This is a genomic window from Actinophytocola sediminis (assembly GCF_054779715.1).
The window spans coordinates 1-17,557 of sequence record NZ_BAAGXS010000101.1 but is presented as its reverse complement, the minus strand read 5'-3'; the positions used below and the strand labels follow the sequence as shown (position 1 = coordinate 17,557).

The following is a 17,557-nucleotide window of genomic DNA, read 5'->3' as shown; positions in this document are numbered from 1 at the left end:
CCGGTCACGGGACCACCACCGTCGCCGTGCCGGTGAGCACCGTCCGGTCCTCGCTGGTGGCCTTGAGGGTGATCTCCGCGTGGCGCTCGCCGTCCACGTGCGCGACGGCCTCGACCGTGGCGGTCACCGTGATGGTGTCGCCCGGCCAGGTCGGCGCCAGGAACCGGGCCCGGTACCGGCGCACGTTCGCGACGCCGAACCAGTCGGCCAGCACCTCGCCCGCCATGCCCATGACGAGCATGCCGTGCGCCATCACCGTGGGGTTGCCCGCGACCTTCGTCGCGAACGGCTCGTCGGTGTGCAGCGGGTTGAAGTCCGCGGACGCCCCGGCGTACATGGCGATCTGGGTCCGCTTCAAGTCCGTGACCACGACCGACTGTGCGGTCTCCCCGAGCTTGACCGTGCTCATTTCTGCACCACCGTCACGGTTGTCGTGCGGGCGACCAGTTCGCCGTCGGTGTCGTGGAAGTCGGTGTGGCGTTCGGCGAAGGCCAGCACGCCGGAGCGGCCATCCTTGGTCCACGTCCTGCCCTGTCGCTTGTGGACGGTCAGGGTCTCGCCGACGCGCAGCGGACGGAAGTACTCGAACTCCTGCTCGGCGTGCAGGCCCCCGCCGCCTCGGCGCTCGCCCGCCTCGCCGCCCGAGCCGTGCCACGGCTGTCCCGGCCGCATCACCAGCGGCCAGTCCTGGTCGAAGTGGGCGAAGGCGATGGGGAACGTGAGGGGCACCCCGTCATCCGGCGGCGGCTGGGCGCCGACGGCGCGGGAGAACGCGAGCACGTGCCCCCGTTCGATCGGGAACTCGGTCATGACGCGACCTCCTGGGACGCCAGCTCGCGCGCCAGCGCTCGGTTGAGTTTGCCCGCCGGGGTGCGCGGGATCTCCTCGGCGCGCACCAGCCGCCGAGGATGCTTGTAGCGGGCCAGCCGCTCGTCGAGGTGGGCGGTCAGCTGCTCGTCGGAGAACCCGGTCAGGGCGTCGGCCGGGGCGACCATCGCCGTGACCACCTGGCCCCACCTTGGCTCCGGGGTGCCGAACACCACCGCGTCGGTGATCGCCGGGTGCGCCAGCAGCGCCTGCTCGACCTCCTCGGGGAACACCTTCTCCCCGCCGGTGTTGATCACGCCGTCGCCCCGGCCGAGCAGTACCAGCTTGCCGTCGGCGTCCAGGGACGCGAGGTCGCCGGGCACCGCGTACCGCACCCCGTCGATCACCCGCCAGGTGCGCGCGGTGCGCTCCGGGTCGTGCAGGTAGCCCACCGGCTGCGGGCCCGCACTGGCCAGCACGCCGACCTGCCCGCTGCCCGGCAACACGTCCCGGTCCTGCTCGTCGAGCACTCTGGCCACCGGCGACAGCGCGAACCGGCCGTCCGCGAGGTCGGCCGTACTCCTGGCCTCCGCGACGCCGAACGGCCCGCCCTCGGACGCGGAGATGTTGTCCATCAGGGTCATCGACCCGGCGGCCAGCAACTGGCGCTTCACCTCGACGCTCCAGATGACCCCCGAGCTGGTGATCCGCTTGAGGCTGGTGATGTCGTATGGCGAACCGGCCGCCTCGGCCTCGGCGAGCGCGGTGAGCAGCGGCCGGCCGAACGCGTCGCCGACGATGACCATCTCGGTGATCCGGTGACCCTGGACCGCGCGCCACACCTCGTGCCCGTCCAGCGAGCGCGACGTACAGAAGCAGACGGTCCCGCCGCCGAGCAGCGTGCGCATCGCGTGGAAGAACCCGGTGCCGTGCATCAGTGGCGACATCGGCAGCACCACCGGGGTGCCGTCCCGGTCGGCCAGCGCGCCGACCGCGGTCCGTACCTCGTCCGGGGTCGTCGGCACGGTGACGCCGTGCTGGCGGAACACCGAGGTCAGGATGCCGAGCAGGCCGTCGCGGTCCCAGATCACGCCCTTGGGCCGGCCGGTGGTGCCGCCGGTGAGCAGGATGATCCCGTGTGGACTGTCCTGGTCCGGAGTGGACAGTGCGGGTCCGGTGGTGGCGACGTCGTCGTAGGAGTCGTCGTAGGACTCGCCGACCCGCAGCACCGCGGTGAGCCGGGGGAGCTCGGCCGCGACGTTCCCGATCCGTTCGGCCAGGCTCTCGTCGTGGACGATGGCCACGGCCTCGGTGTACTCCAGGACATACCGCAGCTCCGGCTCCTGGTACCGGTAGTTGATGTTGACCGGCACGGCGCCGAGCAGGAACGCCGCGAGCACGGTCTCCAGGTACTCCGGGCTGTTGTACAGCGCCACGGCCACCACGTTCCCCGGCCGGACGCCGCGGTCGGCCAGCGCCGAGGCGACCCGGCTCGCGCGGTCGTGCAGCTGCGCGTGGCTGAGTACCCGGTCGCCGTGCACGACCGCGGGCGCCGCCGCGGCCGCCTCGCCCGCCGCGCGCAGCGCCGCCGCGACACTCATCGTCGTGCTCACCGAACTAGGCAAGATGTCCTCCGATCCGGGTGTGCCCGCGCAGCAGGTCACGGGACAGGATCATGCGCTGCACCTCGTCGGTGCCTTCGAAGATCCGCGTGACCCGCACCGCGCGGTACCACCATTCGAGCGGGAGTTCCTTGGTGTAGCCCATACCGCCGTGAATCTGCAACGCCCGGTCGACGACCCGGCCGACCATCCCGGCGCAGTACAGCTTGGCCATCGCCCCCGCGTGCCGCGCGTCCGCGCCCCGGTCGGCGTCCCACGCCGCCCGCAACGCGAGCCAGCGCCCGGCCTCCAGCTCGGTCTCCGAGTCCGCGATCATCCACTGGATCGCCTGGTTGCCGCCGATTGGCCGGCCGAAGGTCGTGCGGATGCCCGCGTAGTCCACCGCCATCCGCAGGCACCGCTGGGCGATGCCGACGCACTGCGCCGCGATGGCGTGCCGGCCGGAGCCGACCCAGCGCATCGCCAGCGCGAAGCCCCGGTGGACCTCGCCGAGCACCGCGGTCGCCGGGACGCGGACGTCGTCGAAGAACAGCGTGGCGGGTTCGTGCCAGCTGCCCATCGTGGGGATGGGCGTTGAGGTCCAGCCAGCCGCCCGGTCCACCAGGAACGCGGTGATCCCGCGGTCCTCGCCCGGCTCGTCGGCCCGGGTTACCGCGAAGACGATGGCGTAGTCGGCGTCGTTCCCGTTGGTGATGAACGTCTTCTGGCCGTTGATCAGCCAGTCGTCGCCGTCGCGGCGGGCGCCGGTGGTGATGGCGCCCGCGTCGGAGCCCGCACCGGGCTCGGTGAGCGCGAAGCAGCCGAGCCGCTCGCCCTCGATGGTCGGCACCAGGTACTCGGCCCGCTGCGCCGCGTTGGCGTGGAACAGGATGTTGTCCGCGGCGCCACCGAAGCGGAACGGGACGCAGGTGGTCGCCAGCTCCGTCTGGATCAGCGCCCTGGTCACCGCCGGCAGGTCCATCCCGCCGTACTCCGCCGGCGTGGACAGCCCCCAGAACCCGAACTCGCGGGCCTTGAGTTGCAACGCGCGCAGCTCGTCGCGCGGCAGGCCGGAACCGCCATCGCGGTCGCGGCGGAGGAACTCGGCCTCCCTCGGCATCAGCTCACTGGCCACGAACTTCCGGACGATGTCCCGGATGTCGCGTTGCTCGTCATTGAGCGCGAAGTCCACCGCTCACCCCCGCCCGCGTGGCGGGAGGTCGTAGGCGCGGGCGTTGGAGATCATCGCCGCGTCCAGCATCCACGCCTTGGCCAGCTCGGGATCGGCCGCGGTCGCCGACATCTGCCGCTGGAACCGGTGCCGCTCCCGCTCGTCCTGCTCGGCGAGCGCGGTCGTGGTGCGGTGGGTGATCCGCTGCACGGTCTCCACCGCCGCCTTCCGCCGCCGGGTCGCCCACAGGTCCAGCGCGGTCTCGTCGACCGCGCCCGCGAGGAACCCGGTCAGCTGCACGGACAGGTCGAACGCGTCGTGCAGCCCGCTGTTCAAGCCCATCCCGCCCATCGGGCTGTTGACGTGCGCGGCGTCGCCGAGCAGCAGCACCCGGCCATGCCGGAAGCTGTCGACGACCCGCTGGTGCACCGCGTAGGTCTTGCGTTCGCGCAGCACCAGGTCGGGCTGGTCGCCGAACAGGGCGTGCAGCCGGGCGTCGACGTACTCGTCGGACACCGCGTCGGCGGCGTCCACGTGCGGTGGCACCGAGACCACCACCCGCCACACGTCGGGGACCCGCAGCACGAGCAGGTGCTCGGCCGGGTCGGCGATGTAGTTGACCAGGCAGATGCCGGGCAGCACCTCGTCGATCGGGTGGTCGATGGACAGCACGAGGTACCGGTGCTCGTAGGTGAGCCCCTCGAACGGGCAGCCGAGTGCCTTGCGGACGGTGCTGCTCGCGCCGTCGGCGGCCAGCACCCAGTTCGCGGTCGTGGTGGTGCCCCCGGCGATCAGCTCGACGTGGTCACCCGCGTCCCGTACCCCGGTCACCGGCGACCCCATCCTGATCGTGACGCCGGGGTGCTCGGCGGCCAGGACGTCGCGGATGATCTGGGTGTACTTGTACTGCTCCAGCTGCAACCGGTACGGGTACTCGGTCTCGTCGGCCAGCGCCCCGAAGTCGAACTCGGCGATCAGCCCGTCCCGGCGGTCGCGCACCTGGTAGCTGGCCGCGACGAGCCCGGCCGCGATCATCGCGTCGGCCACCCCGAGGTGGCGCGCGATCTCGATCGTCGGCGGGTGGAAGGTCGAGGCCCGCCACTCGGTGGACAGCTCGGGGTCCTGCTCGAACACCGTCACCGACACGCCCTGCCGGGCCAGCGCGAGCGCCACGGTCAGCCCGACCGGTCCCGCGCCGACGACGGCCACGTTCTGCTCGGCCATCACCGGCTCCACTCGACGATGTGGTCGCACATGGCGCTCGCCAGCTCCGGGGTGCCCTGGAAGTAGTGGTCGGCGCCGGTGATCTCGACCAGCTCGCGCCGGTCGTGGGCCACCGCGTCGTACATGCCCGTGGCGTGGCTGGGGAAGGCGGCGCTGTCCGCCGAGCCGTACACGACCATGACCGGGGCGTCGACGCCGGCCAGGCAGCGGTAGGCGTTGGCCCGGCTGCGGGTGTAGCTCCACTGGCTCAGCCAGGACCGCAGGCTGGTGAGGTGGCCGAGCGAGGCCGGCTGGAAGTTCGCGGTCCACGGGTCGCCCCACAGGGTGCCGGGGCGCCGGTCGGACGGGTCGATGTCCAGGTCGAGGAAGCGGGGGTCGGCGGCCGTGCCGTGCACGACGAACGGGAGGTCGTCCGGTCCGGTCTTCACCCCGTCGCGCCCCGCCCGCCGGTGGGTGTCCAGTTCGGACAGTTGGCCCAGTACCCAGTCGGAGATGCGCTCGTTGCGGGCGATCTGGGCCTGCCGGTACCTGGTCAGGAACTCGGCGCCGTAGGCCGGGCCGTTCGCCTGGTCGAACATGTCGACGGTCTGGTCGCGGTCGAACGGGCGGGTCTCGTCGGTGATCGCGGGATCGAGTCCCTCGGTGTAGACGGTGGCCCGGCCGGGGTGGGCCATCGCCATGACGAGGCGGTCGGCCGGGATCAGGCCGGCGGCGGCCAGGTCGACCGGGTCGCCGGCGGGTGTCTGGGTGATCGTGGGGTGTTCGGCCTGCTCCTGGTAGAGCGCGGCCAGCCCGCCGCCGCCGGAGTTGCCGACGAGCACGATCTCGGCGTAGCCCAGCTGGCGCAGGTGCGCGATGGCGGCGCCGATGTCGAGCACGCAGTTCTCCATGATGAGCGCCGAGTCGTTGCCGACGTAGCGGGTGCACAGCCCGACCGCGGCGACTCCTCGGCGCGCGAGGTCGCGCAGGGCGTAGTGGCCGAGGAAGTTCGACGCGGGGTGCACGATCAGCACCGCGGTGGTCGGCGCCTGCCCGTCGTCGCGCCACAGCGCGGCCCAGATCGTCCCGGACAGCCGGGCGACGCCGGAGTTGATGTCCAGGCGCTGCCCGGCCGGCAGGGGGATGGCGAGGAGTTCTCTGGTCAGCACCGGGGTCAGGCCTTGCGTTCGTTCCAGGCACGCAGCGCGGCGGCGCCGTCGGCCGCGTCGGCGTCGGTGAGGTCGCGGGTCTGCAGCGTCAGCTCGATGCGCACCCCGTTGGGGTCGAAGATGTACAGCGACTCCCAGACCCCGTCGTGGTCGACGATGCCGTTCACCTCGACGCCCTCGGCCTCGAAGTGCGCCTTCCAGACGTGCAGCTCGGCCATCGAGTCGACGTTCAGCGCGATGTGCCGGATCCAGGACGGGATGCCGTCCGGCTGGGCCGGGGGCAGGCCGTCGACCTCGAAGAACGCGATGGCGCCGCCGTCGCTCAGCCCGAAGAACGTGTGCAGGTAGGGCGTGCGCTCACCGCTGGATGGCACCACGTCGAGCTTGATCGCGGCGAGGAACGGGCACTTCAGCACCTGGGTGTAGAAGTCGTGCGTCCGCTGCGAGTCCCACGTCGGGTAGGCGATGTGGTTGAGCGAGCGAGGAGCGCGGAGGACAGGGGTCTCGGAACGAGCGACAGTGCCAGTCATCGAAGTCCTTCTCGATTATTGGACAGAGAGTCCGTTATGAGGAACGATAGTGAGACTTCGCCAGGGGTGTTGTCAACTACGGCACGACGACGCTGCGCAGGACCTGTCCGGACAGGAGTTGCTGGTAACCGCGTTCGGCGTCGGCCAGGCCGAACGTGCCGGTCAGGTACTCGTCCAGCGGCAGGCTGCCGTCGAGGTAGCGGGCCGCGAGCATCGGCAGGTCCCGGGCCGCGACGCAGTCGCCCCAGATGGACACCCGGATGGACCCGCCGGTGAGGAACAGGTCCCGCAGCGGCAGCGCGAACTCCTCGCCTGCCTTGGGCGCGCCGACCACGACGAGCCGGGACCCGGTGGCCCGCATGCCGTTCGCGACGCCGAAGGTGGCCGCGCCGCCGACGGCGTCGAGCACCACGTCGGCCCCCCGGCCGCCGGTGAGCGCCCGGACCGCCGCCACCGGGTCCTGAGTGGACGCGTCGACGAGGTCCGTCGCGCCGAACTTCCCTGCCACGTCGAGCTTTCCGGCGTTCACGTCCACCGCGATGATCCGGGCGGCACCCGCCGAGGTGGCGCCGGCGATCGCCGCCACCCCGACCGCGCCGGCGCCGATCACCGCGACCACGTCGGCCGGACCGACCTCGGCGGTGTTCACCGCCGCGCCGTACCCGCTGGGCACCCCGCAGCCGAGCAGCGCGGCGATCTCCGGCGGCACCCGGGGGTCGATGGCGACCACGTTCCTTGCCGGCACCAGCACCCGTTCGGCCAGCCCGCCGACGCCGAGCACCGGGGTCCCCGGCACCCCGTCGGCCAGCGGGATCGCGGGGCGGCGCAGCAGCCGGGCGGCACACGCGGTCGGCCGGCCGCCGGTGCACCGCGCGCACTGTCCACACGGGACCATCGGGGCGACCACGACCGTGTCGCCGATCCGTTGGCCGGTCGCGTCGGGGCCGAGCGCGGTGATCCGGCCGGTGACCTCGTGGCCGACCACGTACGGGAAGTCGGTGCCGGAGGTGCCGTGCATGAAGTGCACGTCCGAATGGCAGAGCCCGCAGGCGGTCACCTCGATGGCGACCTCGTCGCCGACCGGGTCGCGCAGCGGGATCGCCTCGATGTCCACGGGTCCGTGCGCGGTCCGGACGACGGCGGCGCGGTAGGTGGCGGTCATCGCTGCTCCTCGTACCAGTGGGGCGTCAGGTGTGGCGCGGTGTCGACGATGACGGTCTTCAGCTCGGTGTAGGCCTCGTGGCCGATGCGGCCCAGCTCGCGGCCGATCCCGGACAGCCCGACGCCGCCGATGGGCGCGTCCAGCGCCAGCGCGCCGTAGGAGTTGATCCAGAAGTAGCCGGTGCGCACCGCGCGCGCGGTGTCCAGCGCGCGGGTGAGGTCCCGGGTCCAGCAGCCGCCGACCAGTCCGAACGGCGAGTCGTTGGCCAGCTCGACCGCGTGCTGGGCCGAGGTGAACCGCTGCACGGTGAGCACCGGGCCGAACACCTCGTCCCGGACGATGTCCGGCGTGTCGGCCGAACCGATGGCCAGCACGGTGGGCCGGTAGTAGGCGCCGCCAGCGGGCACGCCGTCCGGTCGCGCGCCGCCGGCCAGCAGCGTGGCGCCCTGCGCGAGCGCGGTGGTGACCAACTCGTGCACCCGGCGCTCCTGCCGGGTGGAGATCACGCAGCCCAGCTGGCTCTCGGGGTCGAACGGGTCGCCGACCCGGATGGCCTCGGCGATCGCGACCACCCGCGCGATCACCTCGTCGGCAACGGACTCCTCGACCAGCAGGCGGGAGCCGGAGAAGCAGCGTTGCCCGGCGTTGCGGAAGATCCCGCCGACCGACGCGTGCACGGCGGCGTCGAGGTCGGCGTCCGCGTAGACGATGTTCGCCGACTTGCCGCCGAGCTCGAGCAGGACGCGTTTCATGCCGTCGGCGGCGTCGCGCATCACCTGGCGGCCGACGTCCGTGCTGCCGGTGAACGACACCATCGTCACGGCCGGGTGGGTGACCAGCGCGTGCCCGACCGCGCCATCGCCCTGGACCACCTGCAGCAGACCGTCCGGCAGGCCGGCGCGGGTGAGGAGCTCGCCGAGCAGTGGGGGAGCGAGCGGGCTCTGCTCGGGGGCCTTGAGCACGATCGCGTTGCCCGCGGCCAGCGCCGGCCCCGCCTTCTGGGCGGCGAACATCAGCGGCGCGTTGAACGGGATGATCGCGCCGACCACCCCGACCGGCTCGCGGAAGGTCATCCGCAGGACGGCGCCCTCGGCCGGCAGGGTGGCGCCCTCGATGCTCGGCGCCCACGCCGCCGCGCTCCGCAGGTGGGCCGCCGCGACGAACACGTCCCCGCGTGCCTCGGCGAGGGTCTTGCCGTTGTCCAGCGCGACCAGGCGGACCAGCCGGTCGGCGTCGGCCTCGACGAGGTCGGCCGCGGTCCGCAGGACCCGGGCGCGCTCATGCGGCGCGGTACGCGCCCAGCCGGGTTGTGCGGCGGCCGCGTGCGCGGCGGCCTCCCGCACCAGTTCCGGCGCCGTCTGCTCGACGGTCGCGATGGCGCTGCCGTCGCCGGGATGCCGGTCGGTCATCGGCGCGCCGCCCCCGGCGACCAACCGTCCACTGAGGAAGGTGTGCTGTCGCGGGAGGTCGGCGACGGTCAGGTGTTCGGTCAGGACCTGGTTCATGGGCAGCTCCTCACGCTACGATGCCCAGCATTACATATCGGACAGTGAGTCCGATAATCGTTCGCCGGTGGAGGTCAGTGTGGAGTACACCCATCTCGGGCGCAGCGGCCTGGAGGTCAGCAGGCTCGTGCTGGGCACCGACAACTTCGGCACCCAGACCGATGAGGACGACGCCGTCGCGATCCTGGACCGGGCGCACGAGCTGGGCATCAACATGGTCGACACCGGCGACGTGTACGGCTGGCGGTTCGGCGAGGGGTACACCGAGCGGATCATCGGCAAGTGGCTGGCCACCGGCGGCGGCCGGCGCGAACGGACGGTGCTGGCCACCAAGCTGTACGGGAAGATGGCCGACTGGCCCAACAACTCGGGCCTGTCCGCGCTGCACATCCGCCGCGCGTGCGAGGCGTCGCTGCGCCGCCTCGGCACCGACTACCTCGACATCTACCAGCCCCATCACATCGACCGGACCGTCGCCTGGGACGAGATCTGGGACGCGATGGACGTGCTGCGCACCCAGGGAAAGATCGTGTACGTCGGCTCGTCCAACCACCCCGGCTGGCACATCGCGGCTGGCCAGGAGGCCGCGGCCAGGCGCAACCGGCAGGGCCTGATCAGCGAGCAGACCATCTACAACCTCCTCGAACGCACCGCCGAGCTGGAGGTCCTGCCCGCCTGCCAGCACTACGGCGTCGGCATGCTGGCGTGGTCGCCGCTGGACGCCGGCCTGCTCGGCGGGATCCTGGCCAAGGAACGGGAAAAGACCATGGGCGAGCCGCTGCCCGGTGCCAGGGTGGCCACCCACCGCGGCAAGCGACTGGCCAAGCTGGACCGCCACCGCGACGCCATCGGCGCCTACGAGGACCTGTGCGCCGAGCTGGGCGCCGCCCCGGCGGACGTGGCGGTGGCCTGGCTGCTCAGCCGCCCCGGCGTGTCCGCCACGATCATCGGCCCGCGCACGGTGGCCCAGCTCGACAGCGCGACCGGCGCGTTCACCGTCGAGCTGGACGAGCGGGCCATCGCCCGGCTGGCGGAGATCTTCCCCGGCCGGGGACCCGCGCCGGAGGCCTACTCCTGGTAGCCCGTCAGCGAAAGGTCTGGCGCAGGCCGAGCAGGCGGGTGACGCCGATGTGTTCCAGGTACTCGGCGTGGTCGGCCCGCGAGTGCACGTACTCCTTGAGGTACTTGTCGGTCTCGTCCGCCGCCGCCAGGTCGCGGTACTCGACGAGCTGGTCCCGGTCATACCCGTAGTGCCCCGGCGAGGACAGCGGGTGGGCCCCGTATGGCGCGTGCGCCACCCGCTCCACGATCGCGCCCGGGATGGACACGATCCGGGGATCGGGCGCGGGCGCGTACTCGTCGAGGATCTCGTCCGAGCTGATGATCACGTGGTCGCACGCCTTGGCCATGACGTCCTCGAACCGCCGTTGGCCGAAGATCTGCGTGTTGCCCTTGCGGTCGGCTACCTGGGCGTGGAACAACCCGTAGTCCGCGCGCAGCGCGGGAATCGTGGTCACCGTCTTGCCGGTGTAGGGGTCGGTGGTGGTCCGGATCATCGGGTTGACCTTGGGCAGGTCGGTGCCCTCGTACAGCGGCGGCAGCGGCAGGAACGGCAGCCGGCTCGCGCCGGCGCGGAAGCCGTACACCACCCAGGCCTCGTCCGCCTCGACGATCTCCACCGTGCGCTCCTGTGCCGCGCGCCGGAAGTTGGGCGCCAGTCCGAGAAACTCCAGGCCCACATAGGACACATGCAGCTTGCGCACACATCCGGCGGCGAGCAGCATGTCCACCGGCGCGCCCGCGCTCGGCGTGGGAATCAGCTCCAGGTCCCGGATCCCGCGCCGGATCAGTGCGTTCACCAGCGCCATCGGGCTGTTGTGCGAATGCACGCCACCCAGCGCGATCGTCGCGCCGTCCGGGATGCCGGCCACCGCGTCCTCCGGCGTGGTCACCTTGCTCATGACGTCTCCTTAGTGCCGAGCAGGGCCATGCCCGTACCCCTGGTCAGCTCCGCTCGTTTGATCTTTCCGCCGTCGTCCACCGGCAGCGTGTCGACGAACTCGACCTCGCGCGGGCGCTTGTACTTGGCCAACTGGACCGCGCAGTGGTCCAGCACGTCCTGCGCGGTGGTCGCGCTGCCGGGGACCAGCTGCACCAGCGCCTTGACCGCCTCGCCGTACCGCTCGTCGGGCACCCCGACCACCGCCGCCCGGTGCACCCCCGGGCAGCTCTGCAGTACCGCCTCGACCTCACCGGCGTAGATGTTCTGCGCGCCGGAGCGGATCACGCCCTGCGCGCGGTCGGCGAGGTAGAGGTAGCCGTCCTCGTCCCGCCACGCCATGTCGCCCAGCCGCAGCCAGCCGTCCTGGAGCACCTTCTTGGTGGCCTCCGGCTGGCACCAGTACCCGGAGAAGACGCTGGCGGCGCGGATGCGCATCTCCCCGGTCTCGCCGGGTGCCACCTCCTGGTCCCGCTCGTCGAAGATCTTCACCTCGGCGAACGCGGCCGGCCGGCCGACCGGCACGATCGAGGACACCTCGGTGCGCAGGAACCGCCGATGGTCCTCCGGGGTCAGCAGCGCGGTGAAGCCGCCGGCCTCGGTGGCGCCGAACGCGTGGTAGAGCCGCAGGTCGAGGTGCTCGGTCAGCGAGCGGATCAGCGTCCAGGACACCGGGGCGCCGCCGTAGCCGACGAGGTCGAGCGTGCGCGCCCTGGCGGGGTCCAGGTCCGGCAGCGCGGCCACCAGGTCCACCAGCATCGTCGGCACCAGGAACGCGTGCGCGACCCCGTACCGTTCGACGTCGTCGACGAAGGCCTCGGGGGAGAAGCGCCGGCGCAGCAGCAGCGGCACCCCGAGGTAGGCGGTGGTGGTGACGAACGAGGCGCCGACCCCGAGGCTCAGCGGCATCGAGATCCACGTCGGCCCGCCGCGCGGCACCTCGACCTCGCACAGGTAGTTGGCGGTGCTGGCGAGCTGCTGCTCGTGGGTGGCCATGCAGCCCTTCGCGGCCCCGGTGGTGCCGCTGGTGTACCGCAGCGAGCGCAGGTCCGTGCCGCTGCCCAGCTCGGGCACCGGGTCGGGTGAGCCCGCGGCGACCACGTCGTCGAAACGTTCGCCGCCCTCGGTCTGGCCGACGGTGATGATCCGGCGGACGGCCGGCGCGCCCCTGGCCGCCTCGACCGCGACGGGCGAGTCGCAGATGACCGCCGACGCGCCGGAGTGGTCCAGGATGCGGCGCATCTCGGGGACCGTCAGCTTGGGGTTGATCCCCACGGTCACCAGGTTCGCCTTCCACAGTCCGTGGTAAGCGACCACGACCTGGACGTCGTTGGCGAGCACGAGCGCGACGCGTTCCTGGGGCAGGTGGCCGAGGTCGATCAGCGCGTGCGCGAGCCGGTTGGTCTCCCGGTCCAGCTCGGCCCACGTCAGCGTGGCGGAGTCGGCGATGACGGCGACCGCGTCGCCGCGGCGTACCGCGTTCTGCCGCAGGAGGTTCTCGATGCGCATGGCGGCTCCGAATCGAAGGTCAACCGCGTGCCGCGGTGAGGTCGGTGGTGATCAGGGCGGCCACCGTGGCCGGCTCGTCGATGTGCGGGTTGTGGCCGGCGCCGGGCAGCACCGTCACCTCCCGGCCGAGGACGGCGGCCAGGTCGCCGGGGTCGATGCCGGGGTCGGCGTCGCCGCACGCGAGCCGGACGGGCACGGTGACCCGGCCCATCACGGCGGCCAGTTCCGCTGGCGTGGCGGGGGGATCGACGGCGAGCCGGGGGTCCGCGGCCAGGCAGTGGCCCGCCGGCGTGTGCCGGACTCCGGTGGCCAGGCCGGGAGAGTCCGCTGGCAGTCCGCTGACCTTCGCGAAGCGCCGGAGCGCGTCGTCGCGGTCGGCGAAGGTCCGGTGTGGACGGCCGGCGTGCGCGGCGCGCCCGGCCAGTTGTTCCGGCGTCCACGCGACCTTCATCGCGATGGCGGTGACCGCGCCGACAGGCGAGCCGGCCGCGAGGGTCAGTGCGACGAGCGCGCCGAGCGAGTGGCCGACGACGAGGTCGATCTCCTCGTGGCCGAGTGCCTCGCCGATGGCCGCGGCGTAGTCACGGTGGTGATACGACGGCAGCCACCCGGACCGGCCGTGCCCCGGCAGGTCGACGACGATCCAGCGCAGCTCACCGAGTTCGGCGAGCACGGGCGCCCACACCGCGCCGGTCGCGCCGGAACCGTGCAGCAGCAACACGGTCGGCCCGCGGTCGCCACCCCGCTCGAGGTGCACCGTCACCTGTCCTCCAGGAACTCGAGCACGGCCGCGCCGAACTCCGCCGGCCGTTCGATCTGCGGGTAGTGCCCGCTGTCGGCGATGGTCACGGTGCGCGCGCCGGGGATCTGGTCGGCGAGGGCCCGCCAGGTGTCCGCCGGGACCAGCGCGTCGTGCTCGCCGCGCACGAGCTGGACCGGCACCGTGATCGACCCGTAGTCGCGGCTGGGCGGCGGACCACCACGACCCGTGCGTGCCGGGGACCGCAGCGCGGCCGCCGCGCCGGTCTCCCAGGCACCCGGCATGGTCGCGAACTCGTACCGGCGTCGCAGCAGGTCCTCGCTGTCGCGCCACGCGGGGTCGTGGAACAACACGTCCATCGACGGCCGCAGCCCGTCGAGCGTGCCGTCGAAGTCCTCGAGCACCTTCCTACCGGCGGCGAGCGGCGGCGCGAGCCCGATGCCCGCGGCCACCACCGCCTCGACCGGCCACGGCGGGTGCGCTTTGTTGACCATGTCGAGCAGCATCCGCCCGGTCAGCGACGTGCCGACGAAGTACGCCTTCGAGATGTCCAGCGTGCGCAGGACCGCGGCCACCTGGCTGGTCATCAGCCGGCGCTGCCCGCCAGCGAAGTCCCGGATCTTGCTGCTGCGCCCGAAGCCGACCAGGTCCACCGCGAGCACCCGGAACCTGCTGGCCAACAGGGGAACGCAGCTTTCCCAGGTCAGCTCGGCGGCCGCGCCGTACTCGCCGCCGTGCAGCAGGACCAGCGCCGGTCCGTCCCCGGCGTCGAGGTAGTGGGTCCTGATCCCGTCGGCGACGACGTACCGGCTCCTCATGCGACCGTCGGGTAACGGCCGAGCACGCCGTCGGAGTCCACCTCGGTCCGCAGCAGGTGCAGTTGCTCCGGCGTCGGCGGCGTGACCGTCCGCAGGTCGTCGGCCACCGGCAGGTCGAACCCCGTGGCCGACCGGATCTTCTCCACGGTCGTCCACGGGTGGATCTTGAGCAGCCGCATGTGCTTGGACTCCGGTTCGAAGTCGAACACGCCGAGCGGGGTGAACACCCGCCGCGGTCCCGACGACTCCGGCCGCAGCACCTCGGCGCGCGAGTCGCCGCCGGACAGCCAGCCGGCGCCGCTGACGAAGTCCACCTTGTCCACGAACACCCTCGGGGTGTGGTGCTCGGTGTAGATGAAGCTCGACTTGAACCCGCCGGTGAAGATCAGCCCGATCGTGCCCGGCCCGCGCACCTTCGGCCGGTCCCAGTCGCCGATCATCGCCATGTTCAGGTTGCCGAACTTGTCGATCTGCATCCCGCCGAGGAAGGCGAAGTCGAAGCGGATCGCGGTCTCGAAGTCGACCACGTCGTCCAGGCTGTACTGGTACTCGGCCGTCACCAGGTTGCGGTAGTCCGCCGAGGACTCGGTGAGCCGCCGGATCTTCGGGTTGCTCGCGCCGCTGCCGCCGCAGAAGAACGTCAGGTCCGGCGCGTGGGTCAGCTGCGCGAGCCGCAGCCCGGCGGCCGGGATGTGGGAGGCCGCGCCGATGGAGCCGAACTCGCCGTCGGACATCTCCTGCGCGATGGAGACCGCCATCATCTCGGCCCAGGTGTACGTCTGCTCCACCGCGGCGCCTCCAGATCCTCGTTGCGTGCCAGCGAATTCGCGATTAACGTACACCAAGTCCGGATTTCGTTACAACGATCGTCACTGGCCGGAGTTGGAGTCGCCGATGCCCGCCACCACCGCCGTCGAGCGGGTACTGCACGGTCTGGTCGACCTGCACTGCCACTCCGGCCCCAACCCGCTGCCGAGACGCTTCGACCACGTCGAGGCCGCGCGGGACGGCGCCCGGCTCGGCATGCGCGCCCTGCTGGCCAAGTCCCACCACCACAACACGGTGATGGACCTGCTCGCGATGCGCGAGCACCTCAGTGGACTGTCCACAGAGGTGTTCGGCGGCATCGCGCTCAACCAGTGGGTCGGCGGGATCAACCCGTACGCCGTCGAGCTGTGCCTGCGGATGGGCGGCCGGTGCGTCTGGTTCCCGACCGTGTCCTCCTCCGCGCACATCGACCACCACAACGCCGGCGGCGGTTTCCCCACGCCGACGATCCCGTTGAGCAGCACCCAGACCGACCTGCGCGGCGTCGACGGGGACCTGGTGCCCGAGGTGTTCGGGGTGCTCGACCTCATCGTGGAGGCCGACGCGCTGCTGTCGGCCGGACACCTGCCCGCCGACGACGTCACCGCGCTGTTCACCGTCGCGGCCGAACGGGGCGTGCGGCGGATGGTGGTCAGCCACCCCAACTTCCTGATCGGCTCGGACGCGGCCCGCTGCCGCGAGTTCACCGCGCTCGGCGCCTACATCGAGCACGAGACCGCCATGTACGACCCGGAGGTCGCGCAGGCGCGCGGCGGCCCGGCCGACCTGCTGCGCTGGATCGAGCAGGTCGGCCCGGAGCACACCGTGCTGGCCTCCGACCTCGGCCAGCGGGGCCGACCGATGCCGGTGGACTCGTTCGTCCGGGTCGGCGGCGCGCTGCTCGACCTCGGCCTGCCGGAGAAGGACCTGCGGCGGATCGTGTGCGACAACCCCGCGTTCCTCCTCGGCCTCGACCAGTAACCGGAAGGACGACCGTGTACAGCTCCAACGATCCCCGGGCGGGCCTGCCCACCAGCACGGCGGTCCGCTCCGACGAGCCGATCGCCGCCCTGCAGACCTACGAGCTGCTGACGCTGCCCCCGACGGAGGTGTCCGACCGGGGGAGCCGCACCTGGTATGTCCGCGGCCAGAACTTCGTGCTGGCCTTCTCCCGCGCGGTGGCCGGCGACCCGCTGCGCCGCACCCAACCGCACGAGTACGTCATCGTGGCGCCCCAGGACGGCCAGACCGTCGCCATCGAGCACGCCTCGGGCGCGGCGGCGCTGCGCGACAGCGGCGTGGTGATCGTCCCCGGCGGTGACAGCGCCGTCACCCTCGACGCCGACGCGGAGGTGGTGCGGCTGTTCGACCTCCGCTCGACCGACCTGCTCCCGTTGTGCCACAACGCGGACAGCTACCGGGAGGCACACCCGAGGGTCGCGCCGCTGCACCCGTGGCCCGACCCGGTCGACGGCCCGCGCGTCCGGGTCTACCGCAACGCCGACCACCCGGTCGAGCAGGGCCGGTTCGGCCGCATCTTCCGGTCGAGCGCGTTCATGGTCAACTTCGGCGACCCGAAGGACGGGCCGCGCGACCCGGACCGGATGTCCCCGCACCACCACGACGACTTCGAGCAGTGCTCGCTGACCGTGGCCGGTGACTACGTCCACCACGTGCGCACGCCGTGGACCTCGAAGCGGTCCCAGTGGCTCCCAGACGAGCACGCCGAGGTGGGCAGCCCCGCCGTCACGATCATCCCGCCGCCGACCGTGCACACCAGCCAGGCGATGGGCGCCGGCCGCCACCAGCTGATCGACATCTTCAGCCCGCCGAGGGCGGACTTCTCCGCGAAACCGGGCTGGGTGCGCAACGCCGACGAGTACCCGGCGCCGGCGCATGACTGACCGGTTCTCGGCCACCGGGGCGACGCCCGCCCTCGGCACGTGGATCAAGCTGGACACCACCGAGAGCGTCGAGATCATGGCCGACGCCGGGTTCGACTTCGTCGTCATCGACCTCGAACACGCGCCGCTTGGACTCGACACCACGGCCAGGATGATCGCCCTTGCCCTGGCCGCGCGGCTCCGCCCGCTGGTCCGGGTCCCCGCCAACGACCCGGCGACGCTCGGCCGGGTCCTCGACGCTGGCGCGGCCGGCATCCTGCTGCCCCACGTCGACACCCCGGAGCAGGCCCGGCGGGCGGTGGCCGCGATGCGGTTCCCGCCGCTGGGGGAGCGCGGCGCCGGGGGCACCAGCCGGGCGGGCCGCTGGGGACTGCGTCCCCGCGCGGAGTACGTCCGGGTCGGCAACGAGGACGTGCTCTGTATCCCGCAGCTGGAGAGCGTGGCCGCGTTCGAGGCGGCGGCCGACATCCTCGCGGTCGACGGGGTGGACGCGGTGTTCCTCGGCGCGGGTGACCTGTCGCTGTCGCTGGGGCTGACCCCGAACGACGAGCGGGTGCGCGACCTGCTGGCCACGGGCCGCGCGGCGGCCGCGGCGGCGGGCAAGCCGTGCGG

18 protein-coding genes are annotated in these 17,557 nt (G+C 72.3%); 4 read left to right on the top strand and 14 right to left on the bottom strand.

All coding sequences use genetic code 11. The features are described 5' to 3' along the window. Positions 1-4: 4 nt before the first annotated feature. The 9 genes from ACYVIP_RS42690 to ACYVIP_RS42650 all read right to left on the bottom strand — a co-directional run bounded on the left by ACYVIP_RS42690 (position 5) and on the right by ACYVIP_RS42650 (position 9,148). Positions 5-409 (bottom strand): MaoC/PaaZ C-terminal domain-containing protein, encoded by a 405-nt coding sequence (locus ACYVIP_RS42690; RefSeq protein WP_460406827.1) that lies wholly within the window; start codon positions 407-409, stop codon positions 5-7. Further along, complete coding sequence (locus tag ACYVIP_RS42685; RefSeq protein ID WP_460406826.1) at positions 406-810, bottom strand: FAS1-like dehydratase domain-containing protein; 405 nt, start codon at positions 808-810, stop codon at positions 406-408. The genes ACYVIP_RS42690 and ACYVIP_RS42685 overlap by 4 nt, the downstream gene beginning before the upstream one ends. Continuing rightward, entirely contained in the window at positions 807-2,420 is a 1,614-nt protein-coding gene (locus ACYVIP_RS42680) for an AMP-binding protein (protein WP_460406825.1), read from the bottom strand. The genes ACYVIP_RS42685 and ACYVIP_RS42680 overlap by 4 nt, the downstream gene beginning before the upstream one ends. Positions 2,421-2,424: 4 nt before the next feature. Next, positions 2,425-3,600 (bottom strand): acyl-CoA dehydrogenase family protein, encoded by a 1,176-nt coding sequence (locus ACYVIP_RS42675; protein WP_460406824.1) that lies wholly within the window; start codon positions 3,598-3,600, stop codon positions 2,425-2,427. Between the two features lie 3 nt (positions 3,601-3,603). Further along, on the bottom strand, positions 3,604-4,833 hold the full coding sequence (locus tag ACYVIP_RS42670) for an FAD-dependent oxidoreductase (RefSeq protein WP_460406823.1): 1,230 nt from the start codon (positions 4,831-4,833) through the stop codon (positions 3,604-3,606). Then, complete coding sequence (locus ACYVIP_RS42665) at positions 4,803-5,951, bottom strand: alpha/beta fold hydrolase (protein WP_460406822.1); 1,149 nt, start codon at positions 5,949-5,951, stop codon at positions 4,803-4,805. The genes ACYVIP_RS42670 and ACYVIP_RS42665 overlap by 31 nt, the downstream gene beginning before the upstream one ends. A gap of 5 nt (positions 5,952-5,956) precedes the next feature. Next, positions 5,957-6,481 carry a VOC family protein gene (locus ACYVIP_RS42660; RefSeq protein WP_460406821.1) on the bottom strand — a complete coding sequence of 175 codons (525 nt, stop codon included), beginning with the start codon at positions 6,479-6,481 and terminating at the stop codon, positions 5,957-5,959. 76 nt (positions 6,482-6,557) lie between these two features. Further along, on the bottom strand, positions 6,558-7,643 hold the full coding sequence (locus ACYVIP_RS42655; protein WP_460406820.1) for an alcohol dehydrogenase catalytic domain-containing protein: 1,086 nt from the start codon (positions 7,641-7,643) through the stop codon (positions 6,558-6,560). Further along, complete coding sequence (locus ACYVIP_RS42650) at positions 7,640-9,148, bottom strand: aldehyde dehydrogenase family protein (RefSeq protein WP_460406819.1); 1,509 nt, start codon at positions 9,146-9,148, stop codon at positions 7,640-7,642. The genes ACYVIP_RS42655 and ACYVIP_RS42650 overlap by 4 nt, the downstream gene beginning before the upstream one ends. A gap of 67 nt (positions 9,149-9,215) precedes the next feature. Between ACYVIP_RS42650 and ACYVIP_RS42645 the strand changes: the two genes are divergently transcribed. Beyond that, positions 9,216-10,229, top strand: a complete 1,014-nt coding sequence (locus ACYVIP_RS42645; protein ID WP_460406818.1) for an aldo/keto reductase — start codon at positions 9,216-9,218, stop codon at positions 10,227-10,229. 4 nt (positions 10,230-10,233) lie between these two features. Here ACYVIP_RS42645 and ACYVIP_RS42640 read toward each other — a convergent pair whose 3' ends face one another. The 5 genes from ACYVIP_RS42640 to ACYVIP_RS42620 are packed head-to-tail and all read right to left on the bottom strand — an operon-like array spanning position 10,234 to position 15,022. Further along, positions 10,234-11,109 carry a CoA transferase subunit A gene (locus ACYVIP_RS42640; RefSeq protein ID WP_460406817.1) on the bottom strand — a complete coding sequence of 292 codons (876 nt, stop codon included), beginning with the start codon at positions 11,107-11,109 and terminating at the stop codon, positions 10,234-10,236. Beyond that, positions 11,106-12,656, bottom strand: coding sequence for a class I adenylate-forming enzyme family protein (locus ACYVIP_RS42635; protein ID WP_460406816.1), 1,551 nt, complete (start codon positions 12,654-12,656; stop codon positions 11,106-11,108). The genes ACYVIP_RS42640 and ACYVIP_RS42635 overlap by 4 nt, the downstream gene beginning before the upstream one ends. Before the next feature lie 19 nt (positions 12,657-12,675). Continuing rightward, complete coding sequence (locus ACYVIP_RS42630) at positions 12,676-13,419, bottom strand: alpha/beta fold hydrolase (protein WP_460406815.1); 744 nt, start codon at positions 13,417-13,419, stop codon at positions 12,676-12,678. Then, positions 13,416-14,234 (bottom strand): alpha/beta fold hydrolase, encoded by an 819-nt coding sequence (locus ACYVIP_RS42625; protein WP_460406814.1) that lies wholly within the window; start codon positions 14,232-14,234, stop codon positions 13,416-13,418. Before ACYVIP_RS42625 ends, ACYVIP_RS42630 begins: the two co-directional genes overlap by 4 nt. Continuing rightward, positions 14,231-15,022, bottom strand: coding sequence for a CoA-transferase subunit beta (locus ACYVIP_RS42620; RefSeq protein WP_460406813.1), 792 nt, complete (start codon positions 15,020-15,022; stop codon positions 14,231-14,233). The genes ACYVIP_RS42625 and ACYVIP_RS42620 overlap by 4 nt, the downstream gene beginning before the upstream one ends. 106 nt (positions 15,023-15,128) lie before the next feature. On the opposite strand from ACYVIP_RS42620, the gene ACYVIP_RS42615 reads away from it, so the two are divergent. The 3 genes from ACYVIP_RS42615 to ACYVIP_RS42605 all read left to right on the top strand — a co-directional run. Continuing rightward, the gene (locus ACYVIP_RS42615; protein ID WP_460406812.1) at positions 15,129-16,022 is read left to right on the top strand and encodes a DUF6282 family protein; all 894 of its coding nucleotides are present in this window, start codon (positions 15,129-15,131) and stop codon (positions 16,020-16,022) included. Between the two features lie 14 nt (positions 16,023-16,036). Then, positions 16,037-16,945 carry a cupin domain-containing protein gene (locus ACYVIP_RS42610; protein ID WP_460406811.1) on the top strand — a complete coding sequence of 303 codons (909 nt, stop codon included), beginning with the start codon at positions 16,037-16,039 and terminating at the stop codon, positions 16,943-16,945. Beyond that, on the top strand, positions 16,938-17,557 hold a 620-nt coding region (locus tag ACYVIP_RS42605; protein ID WP_460406810.1), incomplete at its 3' end, for an HpcH/HpaI aldolase family protein. The genes ACYVIP_RS42610 and ACYVIP_RS42605, both read left to right, overlap by 8 nt.